Here is a 21,024-nt window from a genome sequence, read left to right as displayed (position 1 = left end):
GGCTCGTATGGGCTCAATGGGGGTGGAAGGTGACACGGCTGGGTACCGGCTTGAATTCGCCCAGGCGGCTCCACCAGGGCATCAGCAGGAAAAAGCCGAAATAGAACAGCGTGCCCACTTGCGAGACACGTTCGCCGACGGGCGACGGCGGCTGCACGCCCAGGTAGCCCAGGATCAGGAAGTTGATCACGAACACCAGGTAGAGCCACTTGTTCCAGCTTGGACGGTAGCGAATCGACTTGACAGGGCTGTTGTCCAGCCAGGGCAGGAAAAACAGAATCACGACGGCGCCACCCATGGCGACCACACCCCAGAACTTGGCATCGATGGCCAGCATCAGGGCCACCAGCACCACCGCACTCCCCACAACCGCGCCCTTCATGACCATGTTGAGCCGGGCCTTGACCACGCCCAGCAGAGCACCCAGCAACACGCAGGCGATCAGGGCGTACATCATCTCGCTGGTGATGGCACGCAGCATGGAGTAGAACGGCGTGAAGTACCAGACTGGCGCGATGTGCAGCGGCGTGACCAGCGGGTCGGCCGGAATGAAGTTGTTGTACTCCAAGAAGTAGCCACCAAACTCGGGAGCAAAGAACACGATGGCGGAAAACACCATCAGGAACAGCGACACGCCGAAGATGTCGTGCACGCTGTAGTACGGATGGAACGGAATGCCGTCCAACGGAATGCCCTTGTCATCCTTGGTGGCCTTGATCTCAACACCATCAGGGTTGTTGGAGCCCACTTCGTGCAGCGCAATGATGTGAGCCACCACGAGACCCAGCAAGACCAACGGCACGGCAATCACGTGGAAGCTGAAGAAGCGGTTGAGGGTGGCGTCGCCCACCACGAAATCGCCACGGATCAACAACGCCAGATCGGGGCCAACGAAGGGAATGGCCGAGAACAGGTTGACGATCACCTGGGCGCCCCAGTACGACATCTGACCCCACGGCAGCAGATAGCCCATGAAAGCCTCCGCCATCAATACCAGGAAGATGGCACAACCGAAGACCCAAACCAGTTCGCGCGGCTTGCGATACGAGCCGTAGATCAGGCCACGGTACATGTGGAGGTACACCACCACAAAAAAGGCCGAAGCCCCGGTGGAGTGCATGTAGCGGATCAGCCAGCCCCACGGCACATCGCGCATGATGTACTCGACCGAAGCGAACGCCGTGGTCGCGTCGGGCTTGTAGTGCATCACAAGGAAGATGCCCGTCACGATCTGGATCACCAGCACCAGCAGCGCCAGCGAACCGAAGATGTACCACCAGTTGAAGTTTTTCGGCGCGTAGTACTCGGCCATGTGCTCATTGAAGAGCTTGGAGAGCGGGAACCGGTTGTCAACCCAATTCAGTGCCTTTTGGCCCAGGGGTGCGTCGGGGGAGATTTCTTTGAATTCAGCCATGGAATGCCTCTGTGGTCAGTAGACTGCGTGCACTGTGCGGTGCAGCGGGTCAGGCTTTTTTCTCTTCGCCGACCAACAGGGTGGTGTCGGACAGGTAGTAGTGCGGGGGAACTTCGAGGTTGTCCGGCGCTGGCTTGTTCTTGAAAACACGCCCGGCCACATCGAACGTGGAACCGTGGCAGGCACAAAGGAAACCGCCCTGCCAGTTATCCGGCAGAGAAGGCTGGGGACCGGGGGTGAACTTGTCACCAGGGGAACAGCCCAGGTGGGTGCAGATGCCCACGGCAACCAGCACTTCGGGTTTGATGGAGCGATGGCGGTTTTTCGCGTACTCAGGCGTGGGGTAGGTCTTGCGATCCGAGTTCGGATCAGCCAATTGATCTTCCTGCTTTTCCAGTGCCGCCAGTTGCTCGGGGGTACGCCGCATGATCCACACCGGCTTGCCGCGCCACTCGACCACCCGCTTTTCACCAGGCTGCAGAGTGGAGATATCCACCTCGATCGCGGCGCCGGCCGCTTTGGCCCGCTCGGACGGCTGAAAACTGCTCACGAAGGGAACGGCGACCGCGGCTGCACCCACGCCACCCATGGCGCAGGATGTGATCAGCCAGGTTCGGCGGCTGCTATCGACGGTCGCATCGACGGTTGCTTCACTCATGGGGATCTTTCAATCAGTTTCGAGGGGGATACTAGGGACAACCCGGCATTGTACTGGAGCTCATGGCCCCCACTTTGGCTTGCCGAGGCGGCCCACCAGACATTGTCACAAGCCATGCCGCGCGCGCATTTGACTTTCGTCAGCCAACCAAAATACTCCGGTCGCGTGCGTGAGAATCGCTGTTGGCACCGGCAATACAGGCCTTTGCGCTCAAGCCGACTTCATGACAACCAACCCAATACGATCCGGAGGACCCCCATGGGCATGATGCAAGAGTTCAAGGAGTTTGCCGTCAAGGGCAATGTGATCGACCTGGCGGTCGGTGTGATCATCGGTGGCGCCTTCGGCAAGATCGTGGGATCGCTGGTCGATGATGTGATCATGCCCATCGTCGGATCGATCTTCGGCAGCCTCGATTTCTCCAACCTGTACCTGGCTCTCGGCAAGGTTCCCGAGGGCACGGCACCGACGCTGGCCGCCATGAAAGCCGCCGGCATCCCTACGCTGGCCTATGGCAGCTTTATCAGCGTTGCGCTCAACTTCCTCATCCTGGCGTTCATCATCTTCATGATGGTCAAACAGATCAATCGCCTGAAGAAGACCGAAGCGCCCGCACCGGCGGCCCCCGCAGCACCGCCCGAAGATGTGTTGCTGCTGCGTGAAATCCGCGACAGCCTGAAAAAGTAGCTCGGCCGCCGTCCGAACGGCCGCATCCACTTTTGCGAATCGGGGGCGCCGTTGAGCGCAGATTCAGCGCCGCGTGGCCGACAGCGCCGCGTCGACAGCGGCCAGCAGACTCGCGGCGCTGGCTCGGCCCGTGCCGGCCAGGTCGAACGCGGTGCCGTGATCGGGGCTGGTGCGCACGAAAGGCAGCCCCAGCGTGGTGTTCACACCATGCTCCAGCCCCAGCAGCTTGACGGGAATCAGACCCTGGTCGTGGTACATCGCCAGCACCACATCGAATGCGCCCTGGCGTGCGCGCATGAAGACCGTGTCGGGCGCATGTGGGCCACTCGCATCGATGCCCTCTTCCCGCGCCTGGCGCACCGCCGGCTCGATCACCTCGATTTCTTCAAGGCCAAACAAACCGCCCTCGCCGGCATGCGGGTTCAACCCCGCGACGGCGATCCGTGGATGGGGCCAGCCCACCGCGTTGAAATGACGATGGGTGATCCGAAGCGTTTGCAACACCTGATCCAGTGTCACGGCCTGCAGCGCCTGCCGCAGCGACACATGGATGCTGACCAGCACCGTGCGCAGGCCCGGGCAACTCAACATCATGCGAACGGGAAGCTCCGTCACACCCAGCCCCAGGTGCTCAGCCGCCAAGGCCTGCAGCATCTCGGTATGCCCAGGATGTGTCACACCGGCCGCGGCCAGCGCCTCCTTGTGAATCGGCGCGGTCACCAAGGCGCGGGCTCGGCCATCCAGCGCGGCTTGAGCGCCATAAAGAATGCAATCTGCCGCCGCCCGCCCAGCGGCTGCGCTGATGCATCCCAGCGGCACCGGCAGCGGCAGATCACATGCCTGCACCACCGCCATGCAACCCGGTGGCAGCTGGCCAAAGTCAGACACCACGGCGAGTTGCGCCACCATCAACCGCCCGGCAACCGACTCCGAATCCGCCTGCACCAGACGAGCTGCGCGCCTGAGCGTCGCAACGTCACCCGCCACCACGACCTGCCGCAGCAACTCGGGACGCTCGTGAAATGCTTTGACGACGATTTCCGGACCGATGCCCGCCGGGTCGCCCATGGTCAGAATCACCGGTGATTCGACAGTGGTTGGCGCGCCGACCAAGTCGGCCGATGTGGGAAACGTGCTCATGGAACCGTTCAGGCAGGGTTGTCAATGTCGATGAATTCATGCGCCAGTCCCAGCTGGGCCGCCACATGGGCACCGACCGTGGGTACGCCGTAACGTTCGGACGCGTGGTGTCCACAGGCCAGGTAAGCCACGCCGCATTCGCGAGCGTAGTGCGCCTGGGGTTCGGATATTTCGCCGGTGATGAACACATCAGCACCCGCCGCAATGGCGCTTTCGAAATAGCCTTGTGCGCCACCCGTGCACAAAGCCACATGTTCGATGGGGCGATCAGGCTCGGCCACCAACGTCACGGACCGCCCCAGCACGCGCCCGACATGGGCCGCCAAGGCGCCCGCAGAGGGTGCGGACCACCGCCCGATGAAGCCCAGCGACTGTTCACCGAAACGGCCACGCTCCCCCTCATACAAGTCAATGCCCAGCTGCCGCGCCAGCTGCGCGTTGTTGCCCAACGCCGCATGGCCGTCCAGCGGCAGGTGATAGGCATACAGGTTGATGTCATTCGCCAGCAGGCGCGATAGACGTTGCTTCATCCAGCCTGTCACCCGGCCATCTTGCCCACGCCAGAACAGCCCGTGGTGCACCAGGATGGCATCGGCCCCCGAACTCACGGCCGCGTCGATCAGCGCCCGACTGGCGGTCACACCAGTGACCAACTTGCGGATGTGGCCACGCCCTTCCACCTGCAGCCCGTTGGGGCCGTAATCGCGGTACAGCGCTGGTTGCAGCAGTGCGTCCAGCGCACCCAGCAACATTTCCCGCGTGACGGCGGGCGGTGGCAGCGGGCTCTGAGGGTCTTTGGGTGCGGAAAAACTCATGGGGAAAAACAGCCTTTGGAGGCAAATGGCATCGAACCCATAGGCCCGACGTGGCTCTGGCACAGAACCCCATTTTGACACCCGCCCCCTTGGGCCGCCCCCAGCCTCCCCCCACACAGCCGGTGGTGGTTGTCCACCGGACTATGGGGTCGTCGCACCCTCAGTGTTGGGCGCGCTCGCCTTCGTCCATCTTGCGCATGAAAAACCGGTAGAACCAGATCACCATGCCAATCATGAAGACGATGCCTGCAATGCTGAACAAACCATAGTCGGTTGAAAACAGGTCCACCAAGGCTTTCATCGCTTGCTCCATTTCTTCATTGAGGAGCGCCCATTGCACTGCGGCGGCATCACCGGTGCATTGACCTGCGTCAATTCACTTGAACTCCGCAGATCCGGAGGTATATGGGAGGCATATGCGGGACAATGACGAGGAATCTTCCGCTGTGAGCCCGGCATCCCGAGCACTCAAGAACCCTCAACCTCTATCTGACATGAAACGACTCTGGCTGGTTTTTGCCCAATCCGTGACCGTGCTGCTGGCCGCATTTTTCGTGATCGCCACGCTCAAACCCGACTGGCTGGATCGGCGCGCGCTCACCACGTCGGTGGTCCCGGTGCTGGAGTCCGCCACCCCGGCCACGGCCAACGAGAACATCGCAGCGAACGGCTTCAGAGCGGCCGCGCGCGCCGCGTCGCCCGCGGTGGTCAGCATCAACACCAGCAAGGCGCCTGAGAACAACCCGCAAGCCGCCGATCCATGGTTCCGCTTTTTCTTTGGTGACCAGAATCCATCACAGCCCCAGGCGGGGCTGGGCTCGGGGGTGATCGTCAGCCCCGCTGGCTACATCCTCACCAACAACCATGTGATCGAAGAAGCCGATGAAATCGAGGTGATTCTCAACGACGGTCGCAAGAGCGCCGCACAGGTCATTGGCACCGACCCCGAAACCGACCTGGCCATTCTCAAGGTCGACCTGAAGGACCTGCCCGTCATCACGCTGGGCGACTCGGACGCGCTGTCCATCGGCGACCAGGTGTTGGCCATCGGCAACCCCTTCGGGGTGGGCCAGACGGTGACCAGCGGCATCGTCAGCGCCCTGGGACGCACCCAGTTGGGCATCAACACCTTCGAGAACTTCATCCAGACCGATGCGGCCATCAACCCCGGCAATTCGGGTGGGGCGCTGGTGGACGTGAATGGGCATCTGATGGGGATCAACACCGCCATCTACTCGCGCTCGGGGGGGTCCATGGGCATCGGCTTCGCGATCCCCACCTCCACCGCGCGCAGCGTGCTGGACGCCATCGTGAAGGACGGTCAGGTCACTCGCGGCTGGATCGGCGTGGAACCCCAGGACCTCACCGCCGAATTGGCCGAAAGCTTTGGCATCGAGTCGGGCGTTGGCGTCATCATCACCGGCGTGCTGCAAAACGGTCCGGCCGCCAAGGCCGGCATCCGCCCGGGAGACGTGATCACCAGCGTGGCCGGACGCAGCGTGGGGAACGTGGCACAGCTGTTGTCCGCCGTGGCCGCCCTGACACCGGGGCAGGCCGCGACACTGGATGTGGTGCGCAAGGATGGCAAGACCCGGATCGACGTCATACCAGGCAAGCGAACGCAACAACCCACCGTGCAGGAACAGCGCTGAAATTCACGTGCGCCGCGATTGGATAGGACCCGCCGAGCCTTGTGCGCGGCGGGCTCGCCTTATTTGGCGGCGTCCTCGGCCGTCTGCTCAGGGGCCGCTGTGCTCTTGATGAACCATTGCGCCCCCCAGATGCCCACCTCATACAGCAGGCACATGGGGCCGGCCAAGGCGAGTTGAGAGATCACATCGGGCGGCGTGACCACAGCCGCGATGATGAACGCCACGACGATGAAATAGCCCCGGAATTCCTTGAGCTGCTTCACCGAGACCATGTTCATCTTGACCAGCAGCACCACCACGATAGGCACCTGGAACGCCAGACCGAACGCCAGGTAAAGCGAAAGAATGGCTTCGACATACGACGCAATGTCGGGGGTCGCGGCCACACTGGCGGGCGTGAACTGCTGGATGAAGCCAAACATCTTGTCGAGCACGAAAAACTGCACGAACGCAATACCGACATAGGCCAGCAAGCTGCCCAGAACGATCAGCGGCACGGCAAACCGCTTCTCATGACTGTATAGGCCAGGCGCCACAAAGGCCCAGATCTGGTACATCCACCATGGCAGCGACAGCAGCAGGGCGGCCATGGCCAAGACCTTGATGGGCACGAAAAAAGGAGAGAAAACACCCACTGCGATCAACTTGGCATCGGGGGGCATGTGTGCCCGGATGGGCACCGCGATCAGATCGATCAAACCACTGGGGCCGGGCCAGATCGCCAGCAAGGCCATGCAGATACCCAGCCCCGCCATCCCGTAGAGCAGGCGATCTCGCAACTCCATGAGGTGCTGGACAAACGGCTGCTCGGTACCGGCGAGTTCGTCGGTGGAATCTTTGGGATCGGACATCAGCGGGGAGCGGAGGAAGAGCGGGGCCGGAAACGGGCCACACGGGCCGCTCCGGACTGGGTTCGGGTACGCACGCCGGTGCGCGCCTTGAACCATTGGGGCATGGCGTTCTGTTTGATGCGCCAGTTCTTTTTCGGATGTTTGTAAACCGGGTACAGCGAAGACCCGATGGAGCCCATGGCGTCATGGCTGTCCGAACCGTAGGACGTGCCGTCCAGGCCGGCGGTGGCTTCGGACCAGGATTTTTCGAAGTCGCTGGCGCCGCTCTGCACCGAAGTTTCCACATCGCGGGCAGCGCTCTCCACCGAGTCCTTCATTTTCTTGAGCTCTTCGAGCTCCATGGACCGGCTGACCTCGGCCTTCACGTCGGACACGTAGCGCTGCGCCTTGCCCAGCAAGGCGCCCACGGTGCGCGCCACGCGCGGCAATTTTTCCGGGCCGATGACGATCAACGCCACCGCCCCGATCAGAGCGAGCTTCGAAATGCCCAGATCAATCATGTATCAGCCATCCTGCGGGCAAGGTCGGGCATTGGAATCAAGCCCAGTGGTCGCCGGGCAATGCGCACGGGCTGCGCCGGCGGGCTCAGAAGCTCAGCTTTTCTGCTTGGCTTCAACGTCGATGGTGTTTTTGTCGGTGCGGGTGTCCTGCGTCACCTGACCGGCAGGCGCGGACGTGGCATCCGCCGCGCTTTGACCACCTTCCTTCATGCCATCCTTGAAGCCCTTGACGGCGCCGCCCAGATCCGAACCGATGTTTTTGAGCTTTTTGGTGCCAAAAACCATCACAACGATCAGCAGCACGATCAACCAGTGCCAAATCGAGAAAGAACCCATGATTTTCTCCAAACATATAGAAGTGGTGCGCCTGACGCTGTGGGTGGGATTCTAAGCCCGGGCAAGAGTTCAGCAGCCCGTCCAGCGGGAATTTCCGGACGGGCAGAAGGACGCCGGAACCGCAGTCAACCGCGCAACCAGGGGCGCGGTCCTCCCATCACATGCAGGTGCAGGTGGTGCACCTCTTGCCCCCCCTCAACGCCGGTGTTGCAGACCATGCGAAACCCGCCATCGGGATACGGGTTGCAGCCCTGCTCCGCAGCCAGCCGGGGGGCCAGCACCATCATGCGCCCCATCAGGCGTTCGTGCTCGGGTGTGAGCTGCGCCAGCGACGGGATGTGTTGCCTGGGCACCATGAGGAAATGCACGGGGGCCCAAGGGTGGATGTCGTGAAAAACGTAAATATCTTCGTCTTCATAGACTTTTTTTGACGGAATCTGTCCGGCAATGATCTTGCAGAAGATGCAGTTCGGGTCGTGTGCGCTCATGGTTCGGGAATCTGATCAGTCGGGCATGGGTTGATTGGCATTCATGCGCACCATGCCCTTGACGATGCGGTAGAGGAACCAGATAGAGATCACGGCCCAGGCGATCATTCCCGGCAGCAGCAGCAAAAACCACAGCGGGAGCGTGACGATGTAAAGCACGCCGGCCCAGATCACGGTGCGGATGCGCCATCGGAAATGACTGACCTGCCAAGTCCCTTCCGCATCATCCTTTTTGACCAGGTCGATCACCAGCGCCACCAGCAACAGGCCAGCGCCCACCTGGGCACCGGGCACGACCGCCGCCACGGCGACTATCAGATGCAGGATGTAACTGAGCCAGCCCACGCTTTTGAGCGATTGCGCTTTCTCGCTGTCCACGGCTTCCACATCGACAATGTCGCTCATGACTCGCCTCCAGGGCTTGCGGGATCGGACTCGCGCGCGACCGCCTTGCGCAGTGCTTTCTCTTCCAGCCCGCTCAGGCCTTCGCGGCGCACCAGTTCACCCACCACATCCGCAGGCGTCTTTCCGTAGTGCGCCAGCGCGATCATGCAGTGGAACCAGAGATCGGCCACCTCATTGACCAGCTTCTGACTGTCGCCCCCGTGGTCGATATCTTTGGCGGCCATGACGGTTTCGGTGGCTTCCTCTCCGATCTTCTTCAGAAAGGCGTCCGGCCCCTTGTGCAGCAGCCGGGCCACATAGCTCTTCTCGGGGTCGCCGCCATTCACGGGTTTGCGACTTTCGATCACGGCGGCCAGGCGCGCCAGGGCATCAATGGAAGACATGCGGTGTTCTATTTGTAGATGGATTCGGGGTCTTTCAGCACCGGGTCCACCGCATGCCACTGGCCATTTTCGTGGCGCTGGTAGAAGCAGCTGTGGCGGCCCGTGTGGCAGGCAATGCCGGGCTCGTGGCCCAGTTGGGTGACCTTGAGCAACACCACGTCGTTGTCGCAATCCAGCCGGATGTCGTGCACCGTCTGCACATGGCCGGATTCTTCGCCCTTGAACCAGAGCCTGTTGCGCGAACGGCTGAAATAGACCGCCCGCCCGAGTTCGGCGGTCTTCTGCAAGGCCTCGCGGTTCATCCACGCAAACATCAGCACGTCACCACTCGCGGCTTCCTGCGCAATCACCGGGACCAGCCCTTGGGCATCCCATTTCACGTCATCCAACCAGTTCATGGAGGGAATCTACCATGTGTGCGACTCCTTACAGTGTCTGTGGCCGAACGGCGGTACGATGGTTTTCGCCCCAGCCCCACTCCGGGACCGGGCTTACCCGAGAGAGACCGCCATGAAAATTCGAACACTCCTCCTGATCCTGTTCATCCTGCTGATTGCCGGGTTCGTGGCCCTCAATTTCGAACAGATCCTGCAACCTTCGACGCTCCATTTCGGGTTCTCCGAGGTGCAAGCGCCCATGGGCTTGGTGCTGCTGGGCATGCTGGCCCTGGTGTTGGTGGTGTTCCTGCTCGCGCTGGTGTACTACCAGACCATGCACCTGATGGAGGTGCGCCGCATCACGCGCGAGGTGGCCGAACAGCGCCGCCTGGCCGATCAGGCCGAGGCCTCCCGATTCACCGAACTGCGGCAGTACCTGCAGACGGAAATGCAGGCCACGGCAGCGCGCGAGCGGGACTTGTCGGACAAGATGCACCAGAAAATCGACCTGCTGCAGACCATTCTGACCCGGGTGATCGAGCAGTCTGGCAACGGTCTGGAGGCCAGCATCGGCGAACTGGAGGACCGACTGGAGCGGCAGTTGCCGATCCGGCAGACGCCCAACTGAATCAGCGCCGGTCGGATCAGAGCCGGACCGGAATGCCCCGCTCGGCCATGCGCGCCTTGGCCTGCGCCACGGTGTATTCACCGTAGTGGAAGATGCTGGCGGCCAGCACCGCATCCGCACCGCCCTGTTGCACGCCATCGGCCAGGTGGTCCAGGTTGCCCACGCCACCCGACGCGATCACGGGCACGTCCACGGCATCGGCCACCGCGCGGGTCAACGCCAGATCAAACCCGGCCTTGGTGCCGTCGCGGTCCATGCTGGTGAGCAGGATTTCGCCAGCGCCGAAGTCGGCCATCTGCCTGGCCCAGGCCACCGCGTCCAGACCGGTGTTCTTGCGGCCCCCGTGGCTGTAGACGTCCCAGCCTTCACCCCGGTGGAGCAGGTCATCCCCATGGCGGCGCTTCGCATCGATGGCCACCACGATGCACTGGGCGCCGTATTTGTCGGACGCATCGCGGATCACCTGCGGATTGGCGATGGCCGCAGAATTGAAACTGGTCTTGTCGGCACCGGCGTTGAGCAGGCGGCGCACGTCCTCCACGGTGCGAACCCCACCGCCCACCGTGAGCGGAATGAACACCTGTGAGGCCACCGCCTCGATGATGTGCAGGATCAGGTCGCGTCCGTCGCTGGTGGCGGTGATGTCCAGAAACGTGAGTTCGTCCGCACCCTGCTCGTTGTAACGGGCCGCGATCTCCACCGGATCGCCCGCGTCGCGCAGTTCGACAAAGTTGACGCCCTTGACCACACGGCCACCGGTCACGTCGAGACAGGGAATGATGCGTTTAGCGAGCATGGACCGCTCCTGCGCCATGGATCGGACAAACCGTTCCCCAAGCGCGCCGTGGCAACCCCAGGCCCGCACAGGAAGGCATCGTGCACGAGGCGACGGACAGTTGGGTCATGCGTTCAACCGTTCAGGTCGTCGGCCAGCTTTTGCGCGGCCTCGAAGTCCAGATCACCGCTGTAGATCGAGCGGCCGCAGATCACGCCCTCGATGCCCTCGTCTTCCACATCGCACAAGGCGCGAATGTCGTCCAGATTGGACAGGCCGCCGGAGGCGATGACCGGCACCGACAAGGCCTGCGCGAGCCTGACCGTGGCGTCGATGTTGATGCCGCTGAGCATGCCGTCGCGGCCGATGTCGGTGTAGATGATGCCTTCGACGCCGTAGTCCTCGAACTTCTTGCCCAGATCGACCACCTCGTGGCCGGTGAGCTTGCTCCAGCCGTCGGTGGCCACCTTGCCGTCTTTGGCGTCCAGGCCCACGATGATGTGGCCGCCGAACGCGGTGCAGGCGTCTTGCAGGAAACCGGGGTTCTTCACCGCCGCGGTGCCGATGATCACGTAGCGCAGACCGGCGTCCAGGTAGCGTTCGATGGTGTCGAGGTCGCGAATCCCGCCACCGAGCTGCACGTCCACCTCGGACCCCACTTCCTTGAGGATGGCGCGGATGGCCTGCTCGTTCTTGGGTTTGCCGGCAAATGCCCCATTCAGGTCCACCAGATGCACACGGCGGGCACCCTTGTCGACCCAGGCGCGCGCCATGGCGGCCGGGTCTTCGCCAAACACCGTGGATTGGTCCATGTCGCCCTGTTTGAGGCGAACACACTGGCCGTCTTTCAGATCAATGGCAGGAATCAGCAACATGATGGTCTAAGTGAAGGGCGGATGGACTTAAGGGTTCCAGTGAAGGAAATTGCGGTAGAGCGCGAGCCCCTGATCGGCACTCTTTTCAGGGTGAAACTGGGTCGCGAAGATATTGTCACGTGCGATCGCTGCCGCGAAGCGGCCACCGTAGTCGGCTTCGCCCACACAGTGTTGAACATGGGAGGGACGGGCGTAGTAACTGTGCACGAAATAAAAGTAGGCGCCCTCTTCGATGCCAGCCCACAGGGGATGCGCTGGCCCATGGCCAAGCTCGTGGAACACCTGGTTCCAGCCCATCTGCGGCACCTTGAAGCGGCTGCCATCGGCCTGCAAGCGCCCTTCCAGGCGGAACCTCACCACCTCGCCGGGAATCAGGCCCAGACCTTCCGTGGGCCCCTCTTCGCTGCGGTCCAGCAGCATCTGCATGCCCACGCAAACCCCGAACAAGGGCTTGTGGGCCGCCGCATGCAACACGGCGTCCAGCAGGCCGGAGGCGGCGAGTTCGCGCATGCAGTCGCCCATGTGGCCCTGCCCGGGCAGGACCACGCGTTCGGCATCCAGCACCGCCTTCGGATCGGAGGTGACACTCACGTCCACCCCGCTGGCGGCGGCCACATGGGCCACGGCCTGCGAGACGGAACGCAGATTCCCACTGCCGTAGTCGACCACGGCGACAGTCTTGCGGTTCATCGGACAGGAATGCTCAGAGCGAGCCTTTGGTCGAGGGGATCACATCGCCCATGCGCGGATCGCGTTCGAGCGCCATGCGCAGCGCGCGGGCAAATGCCTTGAACACGGTCTCGGCCTGGTGGTGGGCATTCTCGCCCTTCAGGTTGTCGATGTGCAGCGTGACCCCGGCATGGTTCACAAAACCCTGGAAAAACTCGAACGCCAGCTGGGTGTCGAAGGCGCCCACCATGCCGCTCTTGAACGGCACGTGCATGTGCAGGCCGGGGCGGCCCGAAAAATCGACCACCACGCGCGACAGGGCTTCGTCCAGCGGCACATAGGCATGGCCGTAGCGGCGGATGCCTTTCTTGTCGCCCACGGCCTTGGCAAAGGCCTGGCCGAGCGTGATGCCCACGTCTTCCACCGTGTGGTGACCGTCGATGTGCAGGTCGCCCTTGGCCTGGATGTCGAGGTCGATCAGGCCGTGACGCGCGATCTGGTCGAGCATGTGGTCGAAGAAACCGATGCCGGTGGACAGGTTCGCCGTTCCCGTGCCATCCAGATTGACACGAACGGTGATCTGCGTTTCCGCGGTGTTGCGCTGGACGTCGGCCACGCGGTCGGCGGCAGCGGGGGAAACGGAGGACATGGGGGTCATAGAACTTGTTGCAGGGCGCCAATCAGTTGCGCGTTTTCCGTGGGGGTTCCGACGGTCAGGCGCAGGCAGTTGGTCAGCGATGGGTGCATTTTAGAAACATTCTTGACCAGAACGCCGTGAGCCTTCAGGCCATCGAAGCTGCGTTGTGCATCGGGCACACGCGCCAGCACCATGTTGGCGTCGCTCGGGAAGGGCGTGACACCCGGCATCCGGGCCAGCGCCTCGGTCAGCACGGCCCGCTGTTCGCGGATCTGCGCCGCCTGCTGTGCGAACACCTCGGCGTGTTCCAGCGCAAACAAGGCGCACTCGGCATTGAGCACACTCACGTTGTAGGGCGGGCGCAGCTTGTCCACCTCGTGCACCAACGCCTGCGGCCCCAGCATGTAGCCCAGGCGCACACCGGCCAGGCCGAACTTGGAGAGCGTGCGCATGAGCAGCACGTTGGCGTTGGCCACCGGGTCGGCGCGAATCTCATCGAGCCAGGTCTTGCTGGAAAACGGCTGATACGCCTCGTCCATCACCACCAGCCCGCCAAACGTGGCCGCTTCGGCAATCAGGCGACGGATCACGGCCGCGTCCCACAGGTTGGCGGTGGGGTTGTTCGGGTAGGCGATGTAGGTGATGGCGGGCTGGTGCGCGCGCATCGCGGCCAGCATGGCGGCCTCGTCCAGCTCGAACTCGGCCGTGAGCGGCACGCCGTGGAAAGCCAGGCCCTGCAGCTGTGCGCTCATGGCGTACATCACGAAACCGGGCAAGGGCGCGAGGATGGACGTACCGGGCACGTCGCAGGCCATGGCCAGCAAGGAGATCAGTTCGTCCGAGCCGTTGCCCAGCATCAGGCCGCAGCCGGCGGGCAGGTCCACATAGCGGGCCAGTGCCTGCTTCAGGTCTTCGATGCGCGCGCCGGGGTAGCGGTTGATGGCCACCGCCCCGAGGCGGGCACCCAACGCCGCCTGCAACTCGGGCGGCAGCACGAACGGGTTCTCCATGGCGTCGAGCTTGACCATGCCGGCCGAGTCCTGGATGGCGTAGGCGTGCATGGACTGGATGTCCTGCCGAATGAAGCGCAGCGGGTTCGGGGTGTTCATGGCGTTCATGGGGATGCACGCATCGGGGGGACGTTGGTCAGGCGCAATTCGGCAGCGCGGGCGTGGGCCTGCAGGCCTTCGCCATACGCCAGCTCGGCGGCGATGGTGCCCAGGGTCTGGGCGCCCGCGGCGCTGACCTCGATCAGGCTGCTGCGCTTCTGGAAGTCGTACACGCCCAGCGGGGACGAGAAGCGCGCCGTGCCGCTGGTGGGCAGCACATGGTTGGGGCCCGCGCAGTAGTCGCCCAGGCTTTCGCTGGTGTAGGCGCCCAGGAAGATGGCGCCGGCGTGCCTGAGCAGCGGTTCCCAGCGGTGTGGCTCGCGGCTCGACACCTCCAGGTGCTCGGGCGCGATGCGGTTGCTGATGGCGCAGGCCTCTTCCATGTCGCGCGTGAGGATCAGCGCACCGCGGTCGTTCAGGCTCTTGGCGATGATGGCCGCGCGCGGCATGGTGGGCAGCAGGCGGTCGATGGCGGCCTGCACGGCGGCGATGTAGGCGGCGTCGGGGCACAGCAGGATGCTCTGCGCGAGCTCGTCGTGTTCGGCCTGGCTGAACAGGTCCATCGCCACCCAGTCGGCCGGTGTGCTGCCGTCGGCCAGCACCAGGATTTCGCTCGGGCCGGCGATCATGTCGATGCCCACGGTGCCGAACACGCGCTTCTTGGCGCTGGCCACGTAGGCGTTGCCCGGGCCGGTGATCTTGTCGACCTTGGGCACGGTGGCCGTGCCATAGGCCAGCGCCGCCACGGCCTGTGCGCCACCGATGGTGAAGGCGCGCGTGACACCGGCCACGTAGGCAGCGGCCAGCACCAACGGGTTCTTCTCGCCGCGCGGCGTGGGCACCACCATGATGATTTCCGCCACACCCGCCACGTGGGCCGGGATGGCGTTCATCAACACGCTGCTTGGGTAGGCCGCCTTGCCACCGGGCACGTAGATGCCCACGCGGTCCAGCGGCGTGACCTTCTGCCCCAGCAGCGTGCCGTCTTCGTCGCGGTAGCTCCAGCTTTCGCCGCTGGCGCGTTTCTGCGCCTCGTGGTAGCTGCGCACACGGCGCGCGGCGGACTCCAGCGCGTCGCGCTGCGCGGCCGGCAGGCTGTCGAACGCGGCCTTGAGTTCGGCCTGGGTCAGCTCCAGCTGCTGCAGCGTGTCCACCGTCAGGCCATCAAAACGCGCCGTGTACGCCATCACCGCCGCATCGCCGCGCTGCTGCACGTCGGCCAGGATGTCGGCCACGCGCTGTTCGATCGCACTGTCGGTCTCGGCCGACCAATGCAAACGCGCCGCGAACCGCGCCTCGAAATCGGACGATTGGGTAGACAGGCGGACGGGCGCGGCGGTGAGGCTCATGACGGTACGGCGTTTTTTTCGATGGCGTTGGAGAAGGCGTCGAGGATGGGGCGGATCGCCGCCTGCTTGAGCTTGAGCGCGGCCTGGTTGACGACCAGGCGCGAGCTGATGTCCATGATCTGCTCGACCTCGACCAGGTTGTTGGCCTTGAGCGTCTTGCCGGTGGACACCAGATCGACGATGGCATCGGCCAGGCCCGTCAGGGGCGCCAGCTCCATGCTGCCGTACAGTTTGATCAGGTCCACATGCACGCCCTTGCTGGCGAAGAAGTCGCGCGCGATCGTGGTGTATTTCGTGGCCACTTTCAGGCGCGAGCCCTGGCGCACGGCCGAGGCGTAGTCGAAGTCCGACGGCACAGCCACGCTCATGCGGCACTGGGCGATCTTCAGGTCCAGCGGCTGGTACAGGCCCTGGCCGCCGTGTTCAATCAGCGTGTCCCGGCCGGTCACGCCGAGGTCGGCACCGCCGTACTCCACGTAGGTGGGCACGTCGGTGGCGCGCACCAGCACCACGCGCACACCGGGCTGGTTGGTCGCGAGGATGAGCTTGCGCGAGGTTTCCGGGTCTTCCAGCACCTCGATGCCCGCGGCCGCGAGCAGCGGCAGGGTTTCATCGAAGATGCGGCCTTTGGACAGGGCTAAGGTGATCAAAACTTCACTCCAACAGACGTGACCCCGCAACCCCAGAACACCGCGGGACTGGCTTCGCCAGACCGCAGGTGTTGCCCCCTCGAGGGGGTCGCGCGAAGCGCGGCGGGGGTGTATTTCATTTGATGCGCTCGATGTCTGCGCCAATGCCGCGCAGCTTGGCTTCCATCTGGTCGTAGCCGCGGTCCAGGTGGTAGATGCGATCGACGATGGTTTCGCCCTCGGCCACCAGACCGGCAATCACCAGACTGGCGGAAGCGCGCAGGTCGGTCGCCATCACCGTGGCGCCAGACAGCCGATCGATGCCTTCGATCACCGCCACCTTGCCATCGGTCTGGATGTGAGCCCCCAGGCGAACCAGCTCGTTGACGTGCATGAACCGGTTTTCAAAAATGGTTTCCGTGACCGTGCTGGTGCCCTGGGCAATGCAGTTGAGCGCCATGAACTGGGCCTGCATGTCGGTCGGGAAGCCCGGGTATTCGGTGGTGCGGAAGCTCTGCGCCTTGAGCCGCCCGGAAGCCCGCACGCGGATGAAGTCGCCGTCGCTGTCCCGGCCCCCTTCGATGAAGGCGCCCGCCTCGCGCAGCTTCTCGATCACCGCATCCAGGTGATCGGCTCGGCCGTGGCGCAGCAACACGTCGCCCCCCGTGGCGGCCACCGCGCACAAAAAGGTTCCCGCTTCGATGCGGTCGGCCACCACCTGGTGGTTGCAGCCATGCAGGCGCTCCACACCCTGGATGCGGATGCGGCTGGTGCCATGGCCCTCGATCTGCGCGCCCATGGCGATCAGCATCTCGGCCAGATCACCGATCTCCGGCTCCTGGGCGGCGTTTTCCAGCACGGTCTCGCCCTCGGCCAGCGTGGCGGCCATGAGGAAGTTCTCGGTTCCGGTCACCGTCACCATGTCGGTGGTGATGCGGGCACCACGCAGCCGGCTGCGGCCGGCGCCCAGCTTGGCCACCATGTAGCCGTGTTCCACCTCGATGTCGGCCCCCATGGCCTGCATGCCCTTGATGTGCTGGTCCACCGGTCGCGAACCGATGGCGCAGCCACCGGGCAAGGACACGCGGGCATGGCCGAAACGCGCCAGCAGGGGCCCGAGCACCAGCACCGACGCGCGCATGGTCTTGACCAGCTCGTAGGGCGCCTCCGGCTGGATGGGATCGGCGGCTTGCAGGGTCATGCCACCGCGCTCGCCGTGGGTCTCGGTCCGAACACCCATGTTGTCCAGCAGGTGGCGCATGGTGGCCACATCGCGCAGGCGCGGCACGTTGAACAGGGTCACCGGGTCGGCCGTCAGCAGGGTGGCGCAAAGCTCGGGCAGGGCGGCATTCTTGGCGCCGGAGATGTTCACTTCGCCGTGCAGCGCACGGCCACCGGTGATTCGCAGTTTGTCCATGGAACAGTTGTCTTTCAGTTGTCAACGACGGTCAGCGCCGCCGAAAGCGCACGGGACGCACGCGCCAAGGTCACCAAGCACCAGCTCTGCCGGGCCGCAGATGACGCCGGCGCAGAGGGGGTCATTTTCCAGCCCACTCGGCGGGCGTGTAGGTTTTCATCGACAGCGCATGCACTTCATCGCTCTGGATGCGCGCACCCAGGGTGGCGTACACGCGCTTGTGGCGCGCAATGGCCCGCATGCCCTCGAACTCGGGCGACACGATGACGGCGGCCCAGTGGCGGCCGTCCCCCGTGACTTCGATGTGTTCACAGGGCAGACCTGCGGCGATGAGTTGTTGCAGTTGGTCAGCGGTCATGTCGGTGTCGGGGCAAAAGGACTTCGGAAAGCAACGGGACGGGGCATGCGACGATGCGAAGCGGGCAAGCACCGTGGTTGGTCTTCATCTCAATGCCGGATTTTGTAGCCAATGCGCAGCAGGTGCAGCGCCACCGCACTGACCACGGCCAGCGCCCCCACCACCAAGGCCAGACTCAGCCAGGGCGAGACGTCGCTGACCCCAAAAAAACCGTACCGGAATCCGTCGATCATGTAGAAGAACGGGTTGAGATGGCTCACGCGCTGCCAGAAGTCGGGCAGGGAATGGATGGAGTAGAACACGCCCGACAGAAAGGTCATGGGCATGATGATGAAGTTCTGGAACGCGGCCATCTGGTCGAATTTTTCGGCCCACAGCCCAGCGATCAGGCCCAGCGCCCCCAGCAGGGCTGCCCCCAGCAAGGCAAAGGCCAGGATCCACAGCGGCGCCACGAAAGGCGGCTGGGCAAACCACCAGGTCACCAGCATCACCCCAATCCCCACGGCCAGCCCACGCACCACGGAGGACCCCACATAGGCCACGAACCACGCGCGGTGCGACAGGGGCGTGAGCAACAGGAACACCAGGTTACCCATGATCTTGCTCTGGATCAGCGACGAAGAGCTGTTGGCGAACGCGTTCTGCAGCACGCTCATCATGACCAGGCCCGGCAGCAGAAACGCCGTGTAGCTCACCGTCTCGTAGACCTGCACACGGCCTTCGAGCACATGACCGAAGATCATCATGTACAGAATGGCCGTGATGACCGGCGCCGCCACCGTCTGGAAACCCACCTTCCAAAAGCGCAGGATTTCTTTGTAGAACAGGGTCTGCCATCCGGTCATGCCAGGGCTCCCTGCGCATGGGCGGCGTTTTCCATGACATCGATGAACACGTCCTCGAGATCGGCCTTGCGAATCTCGATGTCCTGCGCCAGCACGCCCGACTCGCGCGCCCGCGCCAGGATGCGCTCGACCTCCAGGGCATCGTGCGCCGGCAGCTGCACCACACGCCCGGTGACGCGGGCCACGGCGGCCAGATCGTCGGGCAGCACCTGGTCGGTCTTGAAGCGCAGCACGTTGGACGAGGCCCGGTGCAACAACTCCGAGGTGGACTCCAGAGCCACCACCTGCCCCTGCCGGAGCATGGCGATGCGACCACACAGCGCCTCCGCTTCTTCCAGGTAGTGCGTGGTCAACAACACGGTGCAGCCCTGGCGCTTGTTGAGATCGGAGACAAACTGCCACAGGGTCTGGCGCAGATCCACATCGACACCGGCGGTGGGCTCGTCGAGCACGATCACCGGAGGCTTGTGCACCAACGCCTGCGCCACCAGCACGCGGCGTTTCATTCCGCCCGAGAGCTGGCGCATATTAGCGCCGGCCTTGTCGGCCAGACCCAGACCTTCGAGCAATTCGTCGATCCAGGCTTCGTTGTGGCGCACGCCGAAATAGCCCGACTGGAATCTCAGCGCCTCGCGCACGTTGAAGAACGGGTCAAACACCAACTCCTGAGGCACCACGCCCAGTTGGCGGCGGGCGGCCTGGTAGTCGGTCTGGACGTTTTTTCCGTGCACCAGCACACGACCGGCACTGGCGCGGGTGAGACCCGCCAGCACACTGATCAGGGTCGTTTTCCCTGCGCCGTTCGGTCCGAGCAGACCGAAAAACTCGCCCGGTTCGATGTCGAACGACACCCCTTTGAGCGCGTGCAATTCACCGTGCGCCGATAGATAGACTTTGGAAACGTTCTGAAAGGAAACTGCGGGCATTGCGGCTACGGGATCGCTGGGATCACCGACCGCGCGCAGGACATCTGATGACGGCGGGTGAACGGGCTATTTTAAGCGCCGCCCTGCCCGCCACCGCGATGGGGGGACATGTCCGAACGCCAACCGGGCCACCGCAAACGGCTGGGATCGACCTCTTCAGGCCTGCAACAGCTCGGCCACACCGTAGAGCGCCACCAGATCACGCAGCCTCTGCGGCCAGTGCCGGACCTGCAGCGTCTTGCCTTGCGCCAAGAGGCTGCGCCGCAGCTCCAGCAACACCGCGACGGCCGAGGAGTCGAAGTCCTGCAACGTGCTCGCATCGACCAAGGCGGTGGTGCCGGGTTGCGAGGCCGTCTCGCGTTCGAGCTGCCCCAGTGCCACCACCGCATCATCCAGGGTCAGACGCTGCGGCAAACTGGCCACCGGTGCAGAACTGCTGTCGTTCATCGTGTCAGCCCGCCTTGGTTCCAGCCTTGTTGCGCTGCACCAGCGTGGCGATCAGGCCGTCGATGCCCTTGGCGTTGATTTCCTGTGCGAACTGGGTCCGGTAAGTTTCCACCAACCACACACCGAGCACGTTGAGGTCGTAAATCTTCCAGCCGTCGGCGGTCTTTTCAAGGCGGTAGTCCAACTGGATGGGCTCGCCCCGACCACGCACTTCCGAACGCACCACCACCTCCGTGTCCTCGGGCTTGGCGCGCAGCGGACGGAAACTCAGCGTCTGGTCCTTGACCTCGCCCAGGGCACCGGAATAGGTGCGCACGAGCAAGGTCTTGAACTCGTCCTGCAGCTGCTTTTGCTGCTCGGGCGTGGCCTGCCGCCAGTGGCGACCCACGGCGGAGGCGGTCATGCGCGAGAAGTTCACGCTGGGCATGATCTTGCTGTCGACCAGGGCGACGATGCGGTTGACATCACCGCCCTGAATCGCCGGATCGGCCTTCACAGCGGCCATCACGTCACCGGAAATGCGTTTGACCAGGGCGTCGGGCGCCTCGTCGGCGGCAAAGGCCATGGGGCTGGCAACCAGCGCCACGGCGGCAAGCAGATGGGAAAGGCATTCGCGTCGTTGCATCATTTGGGTTTCCTTTCGGTACGGGCTTG

28 protein-coding genes are annotated in these 21,024 nt (G+C 63.8%); 3 read left to right on the top strand and 25 right to left on the bottom strand.

All coding sequences use genetic code 11. The annotated features are described in order from the left end of the window. Positions 1–13 precede the first annotated feature (13 nt). Together KIH07_RS09995 and petA are read right to left on the bottom strand one after the other, a co-directional pair. Positions 14–1,414 (bottom strand): cytochrome b, encoded by a 1,401-nt coding sequence (locus tag KIH07_RS09995; RefSeq protein WP_226491827.1) that lies wholly within the window; start codon positions 1,412–1,414, stop codon positions 14–16. Between the two features lie 49 nt (positions 1,415–1,463). Further along, the gene (petA, locus tag KIH07_RS09990) at positions 1,464–2,072 is read right to left on the bottom strand and encodes a ubiquinol-cytochrome c reductase iron-sulfur subunit (protein ID WP_226491826.1); all 609 of its coding nucleotides are present in this window, start codon (positions 2,070–2,072) and stop codon (positions 1,464–1,466) included. Between the two features lie 258 nt (positions 2,073–2,330). Between petA and mscL the strand changes: the two genes are divergently transcribed. Then, positions 2,331–2,759 (top strand): large conductance mechanosensitive channel protein MscL, encoded by a 429-nt coding sequence (mscL, locus tag KIH07_RS09985; RefSeq protein ID WP_226491825.1) that lies wholly within the window; start codon positions 2,331–2,333, stop codon positions 2,757–2,759. 63 nt (positions 2,760–2,822) lie between these two features. Here the strand turns inward: mscL and pdxA are convergent, their stop codons facing one another. The 3 genes from pdxA to KIH07_RS09970 form a co-directional block, all read right to left on the bottom strand. After that, the gene (gene pdxA / locus KIH07_RS09980) at positions 2,823–3,899 is read right to left on the bottom strand and encodes a 4-hydroxythreonine-4-phosphate dehydrogenase PdxA (protein ID WP_226491824.1); all 1,077 of its coding nucleotides are present in this window, start codon (positions 3,897–3,899) and stop codon (positions 2,823–2,825) included. An 8-nt stretch (positions 3,900–3,907) separates the two neighbouring features. Continuing rightward, positions 3,908–4,714 (bottom strand): Nif3-like dinuclear metal center hexameric protein, encoded by an 807-nt coding sequence (locus KIH07_RS09975; protein WP_226491823.1) that lies wholly within the window; start codon positions 4,712–4,714, stop codon positions 3,908–3,910. A 160-nt stretch (positions 4,715–4,874) separates the two neighbouring features. Continuing rightward, positions 4,875–5,015 (bottom strand): DUF3149 domain-containing protein, encoded by a 141-nt coding sequence (locus KIH07_RS09970; RefSeq protein ID WP_226491822.1) that lies wholly within the window; start codon positions 5,013–5,015, stop codon positions 4,875–4,877. Between the two features lie 193 nt (positions 5,016–5,208). On the opposite strand from KIH07_RS09970, the gene KIH07_RS09965 reads away from it, so the two are divergent. Continuing rightward, positions 5,209–6,366 (top strand): Do family serine endopeptidase, encoded by a 1,158-nt coding sequence (locus KIH07_RS09965; protein ID WP_226491821.1) that lies wholly within the window; start codon positions 5,209–5,211, stop codon positions 6,364–6,366. A gap of 59 nt (positions 6,367–6,425) precedes the next feature. On the opposite strand, the gene tatC is transcribed toward KIH07_RS09965, so the two are convergent. The 7 genes from tatC to hisI form a co-directional block, all read right to left on the bottom strand. Beyond that, on the bottom strand, positions 6,426–7,217 hold the full coding sequence (tatC, locus tag KIH07_RS09960) for a twin-arginine translocase subunit TatC (protein WP_226491820.1): 792 nt from the start codon (positions 7,215–7,217) through the stop codon (positions 6,426–6,428). Then, complete coding sequence (gene tatB / locus KIH07_RS09955; RefSeq protein ID WP_226491819.1) at positions 7,217–7,717, bottom strand: Sec-independent protein translocase protein TatB; 501 nt, start codon at positions 7,715–7,717, stop codon at positions 7,217–7,219. The genes tatC and tatB overlap by 1 nt, the downstream gene beginning before the upstream one ends. Positions 7,718–7,810: 93 nt before the next feature. Then, positions 7,811–8,053 carry a Sec-independent protein translocase subunit TatA gene (tatA, locus tag KIH07_RS09950; RefSeq protein WP_226491818.1) on the bottom strand — a complete coding sequence of 81 codons (243 nt, stop codon included), beginning with the start codon at positions 8,051–8,053 and terminating at the stop codon, positions 7,811–7,813. 125 nt (positions 8,054–8,178) lie between these two features. Further along, positions 8,179–8,541: a histidine triad nucleotide-binding protein gene (locus KIH07_RS09945; RefSeq protein ID WP_226491817.1), complete on the bottom strand. Its 363-nt coding sequence runs from the start codon at positions 8,539–8,541 to the stop codon at positions 8,179–8,181. Positions 8,542–8,556: 15 nt separating this feature from the next. Next, positions 8,557–8,946, bottom strand: coding sequence for a DUF4870 family protein (locus KIH07_RS09940; protein ID WP_226491816.1), 390 nt, complete (start codon positions 8,944–8,946; stop codon positions 8,557–8,559). Next, positions 8,943–9,329 (bottom strand): phosphoribosyl-ATP diphosphatase, encoded by a 387-nt coding sequence (locus KIH07_RS09935; protein ID WP_226491815.1) that lies wholly within the window; start codon positions 9,327–9,329, stop codon positions 8,943–8,945. Before KIH07_RS09935 ends, KIH07_RS09940 begins: the two co-directional genes overlap by 4 nt. Positions 9,330–9,337: 8 nt before the next feature. Next, positions 9,338–9,736 carry a phosphoribosyl-AMP cyclohydrolase gene (gene hisI / locus KIH07_RS09930; protein ID WP_226494670.1) on the bottom strand — a complete coding sequence of 133 codons (399 nt, stop codon included), beginning with the start codon at positions 9,734–9,736 and terminating at the stop codon, positions 9,338–9,340. 103 nt (positions 9,737–9,839) lie between these two features. On the opposite strand from hisI, the gene KIH07_RS09925 reads away from it, so the two are divergent. Beyond that, positions 9,840–10,334, top strand: a complete 495-nt coding sequence (locus KIH07_RS09925; protein WP_226491814.1) for a LapA family protein — start codon at positions 9,840–9,842, stop codon at positions 10,332–10,334. Positions 10,335–10,350: 16 nt separating this feature from the next. On the opposite strand, the gene hisF is transcribed toward KIH07_RS09925, so the two are convergent. The 13 genes from hisF to KIH07_RS09860 all read right to left on the bottom strand — a co-directional run bounded on the left by hisF (position 10,351) and on the right by KIH07_RS09860 (position 20,998). After that, positions 10,351–11,130: an imidazole glycerol phosphate synthase subunit HisF gene (hisF, locus tag KIH07_RS09920; RefSeq protein WP_226491813.1), complete on the bottom strand. Its 780-nt coding sequence runs from the start codon at positions 11,128–11,130 to the stop codon at positions 10,351–10,353. A 113-nt stretch (positions 11,131–11,243) separates the two neighbouring features. Then, complete coding sequence (hisA, locus tag KIH07_RS09915; protein WP_068174404.1) at positions 11,244–11,984, bottom strand: 1-(5-phosphoribosyl)-5-[(5-phosphoribosylamino)methylideneamino]imidazole-4-carboxamide isomerase; 741 nt, start codon at positions 11,982–11,984, stop codon at positions 11,244–11,246. Positions 11,985–12,011: 27 nt separating this feature from the next. Further along, positions 12,012–12,674, bottom strand: coding sequence for an imidazole glycerol phosphate synthase subunit HisH (hisH, locus tag KIH07_RS09910; protein WP_226491812.1), 663 nt, complete (start codon positions 12,672–12,674; stop codon positions 12,012–12,014). 13 nt (positions 12,675–12,687) lie between these two features. Then, on the bottom strand, positions 12,688–13,302 hold the full coding sequence (hisB, locus tag KIH07_RS09905; protein WP_226491811.1) for an imidazoleglycerol-phosphate dehydratase HisB: 615 nt from the start codon (positions 13,300–13,302) through the stop codon (positions 12,688–12,690). 5 nt (positions 13,303–13,307) lie between these two features. Beyond that, positions 13,308–14,408, bottom strand: a complete 1,101-nt coding sequence (gene hisC / locus KIH07_RS09900; protein ID WP_226491810.1) for a histidinol-phosphate transaminase — start codon at positions 14,406–14,408, stop codon at positions 13,308–13,310. Beyond that, a complete protein-coding gene (hisD, locus tag KIH07_RS09895; protein ID WP_226491809.1) occupies positions 14,405–15,748 on the bottom strand; it encodes a histidinol dehydrogenase in 1,344 nt (447 codons plus the stop codon). Before hisD ends, hisC begins: the two co-directional genes overlap by 4 nt. After that, positions 15,745–16,398, bottom strand: coding sequence for an ATP phosphoribosyltransferase (hisG, locus tag KIH07_RS09890; protein ID WP_226491808.1), 654 nt, complete (start codon positions 16,396–16,398; stop codon positions 15,745–15,747). Before hisG ends, hisD begins: the two co-directional genes overlap by 4 nt. Positions 16,399–16,513: 115 nt before the next feature. Then, positions 16,514–17,794: a UDP-N-acetylglucosamine 1-carboxyvinyltransferase gene (murA, locus tag KIH07_RS09885; RefSeq protein WP_226491807.1), complete on the bottom strand. Its 1,281-nt coding sequence runs from the start codon at positions 17,792–17,794 to the stop codon at positions 16,514–16,516. A 121-nt stretch (positions 17,795–17,915) separates the two neighbouring features. Further along, positions 17,916–18,152, bottom strand: coding sequence for a BolA family protein (locus KIH07_RS09880; RefSeq protein WP_068174411.1), 237 nt, complete (start codon positions 18,150–18,152; stop codon positions 17,916–17,918). An 89-nt stretch (positions 18,153–18,241) separates the two neighbouring features. Beyond that, positions 18,242–18,997 carry an ABC transporter permease gene (locus KIH07_RS09875; RefSeq protein ID WP_226491806.1) on the bottom strand — a complete coding sequence of 252 codons (756 nt, stop codon included), beginning with the start codon at positions 18,995–18,997 and terminating at the stop codon, positions 18,242–18,244. Further along, a complete protein-coding gene (locus KIH07_RS09870) occupies positions 18,994–19,923 on the bottom strand; it encodes an ABC transporter ATP-binding protein (protein WP_226491805.1) in 930 nt (309 codons plus the stop codon). Before KIH07_RS09870 ends, KIH07_RS09875 begins: the two co-directional genes overlap by 4 nt. Before the next feature lie 156 nt (positions 19,924–20,079). Continuing rightward, a complete protein-coding gene (locus tag KIH07_RS09865; protein WP_226491804.1) occupies positions 20,080–20,370 on the bottom strand; it encodes a lipid asymmetry maintenance protein MlaB in 291 nt (96 codons plus the stop codon). Between the two features lie 4 nt (positions 20,371–20,374). Beyond that, on the bottom strand, positions 20,375–20,998 hold the full coding sequence (locus KIH07_RS09860; RefSeq protein ID WP_226491803.1) for a phospholipid-binding protein MlaC: 624 nt from the start codon (positions 20,996–20,998) through the stop codon (positions 20,375–20,377). Positions 20,999–21,024: the final 26 nt, after the last annotated feature.

Source organism: Hydrogenophaga taeniospiralis, from assembly GCF_020510445.1.
Taxonomy (GTDB): Bacteria; Pseudomonadota; Gammaproteobacteria; order Burkholderiales; family Burkholderiaceae_C; genus Hydrogenophaga.
The sequence above is the reverse complement of the archived record's forward strand: the minus strand, read 5'-3'. Positions and strand labels throughout refer to the sequence as shown.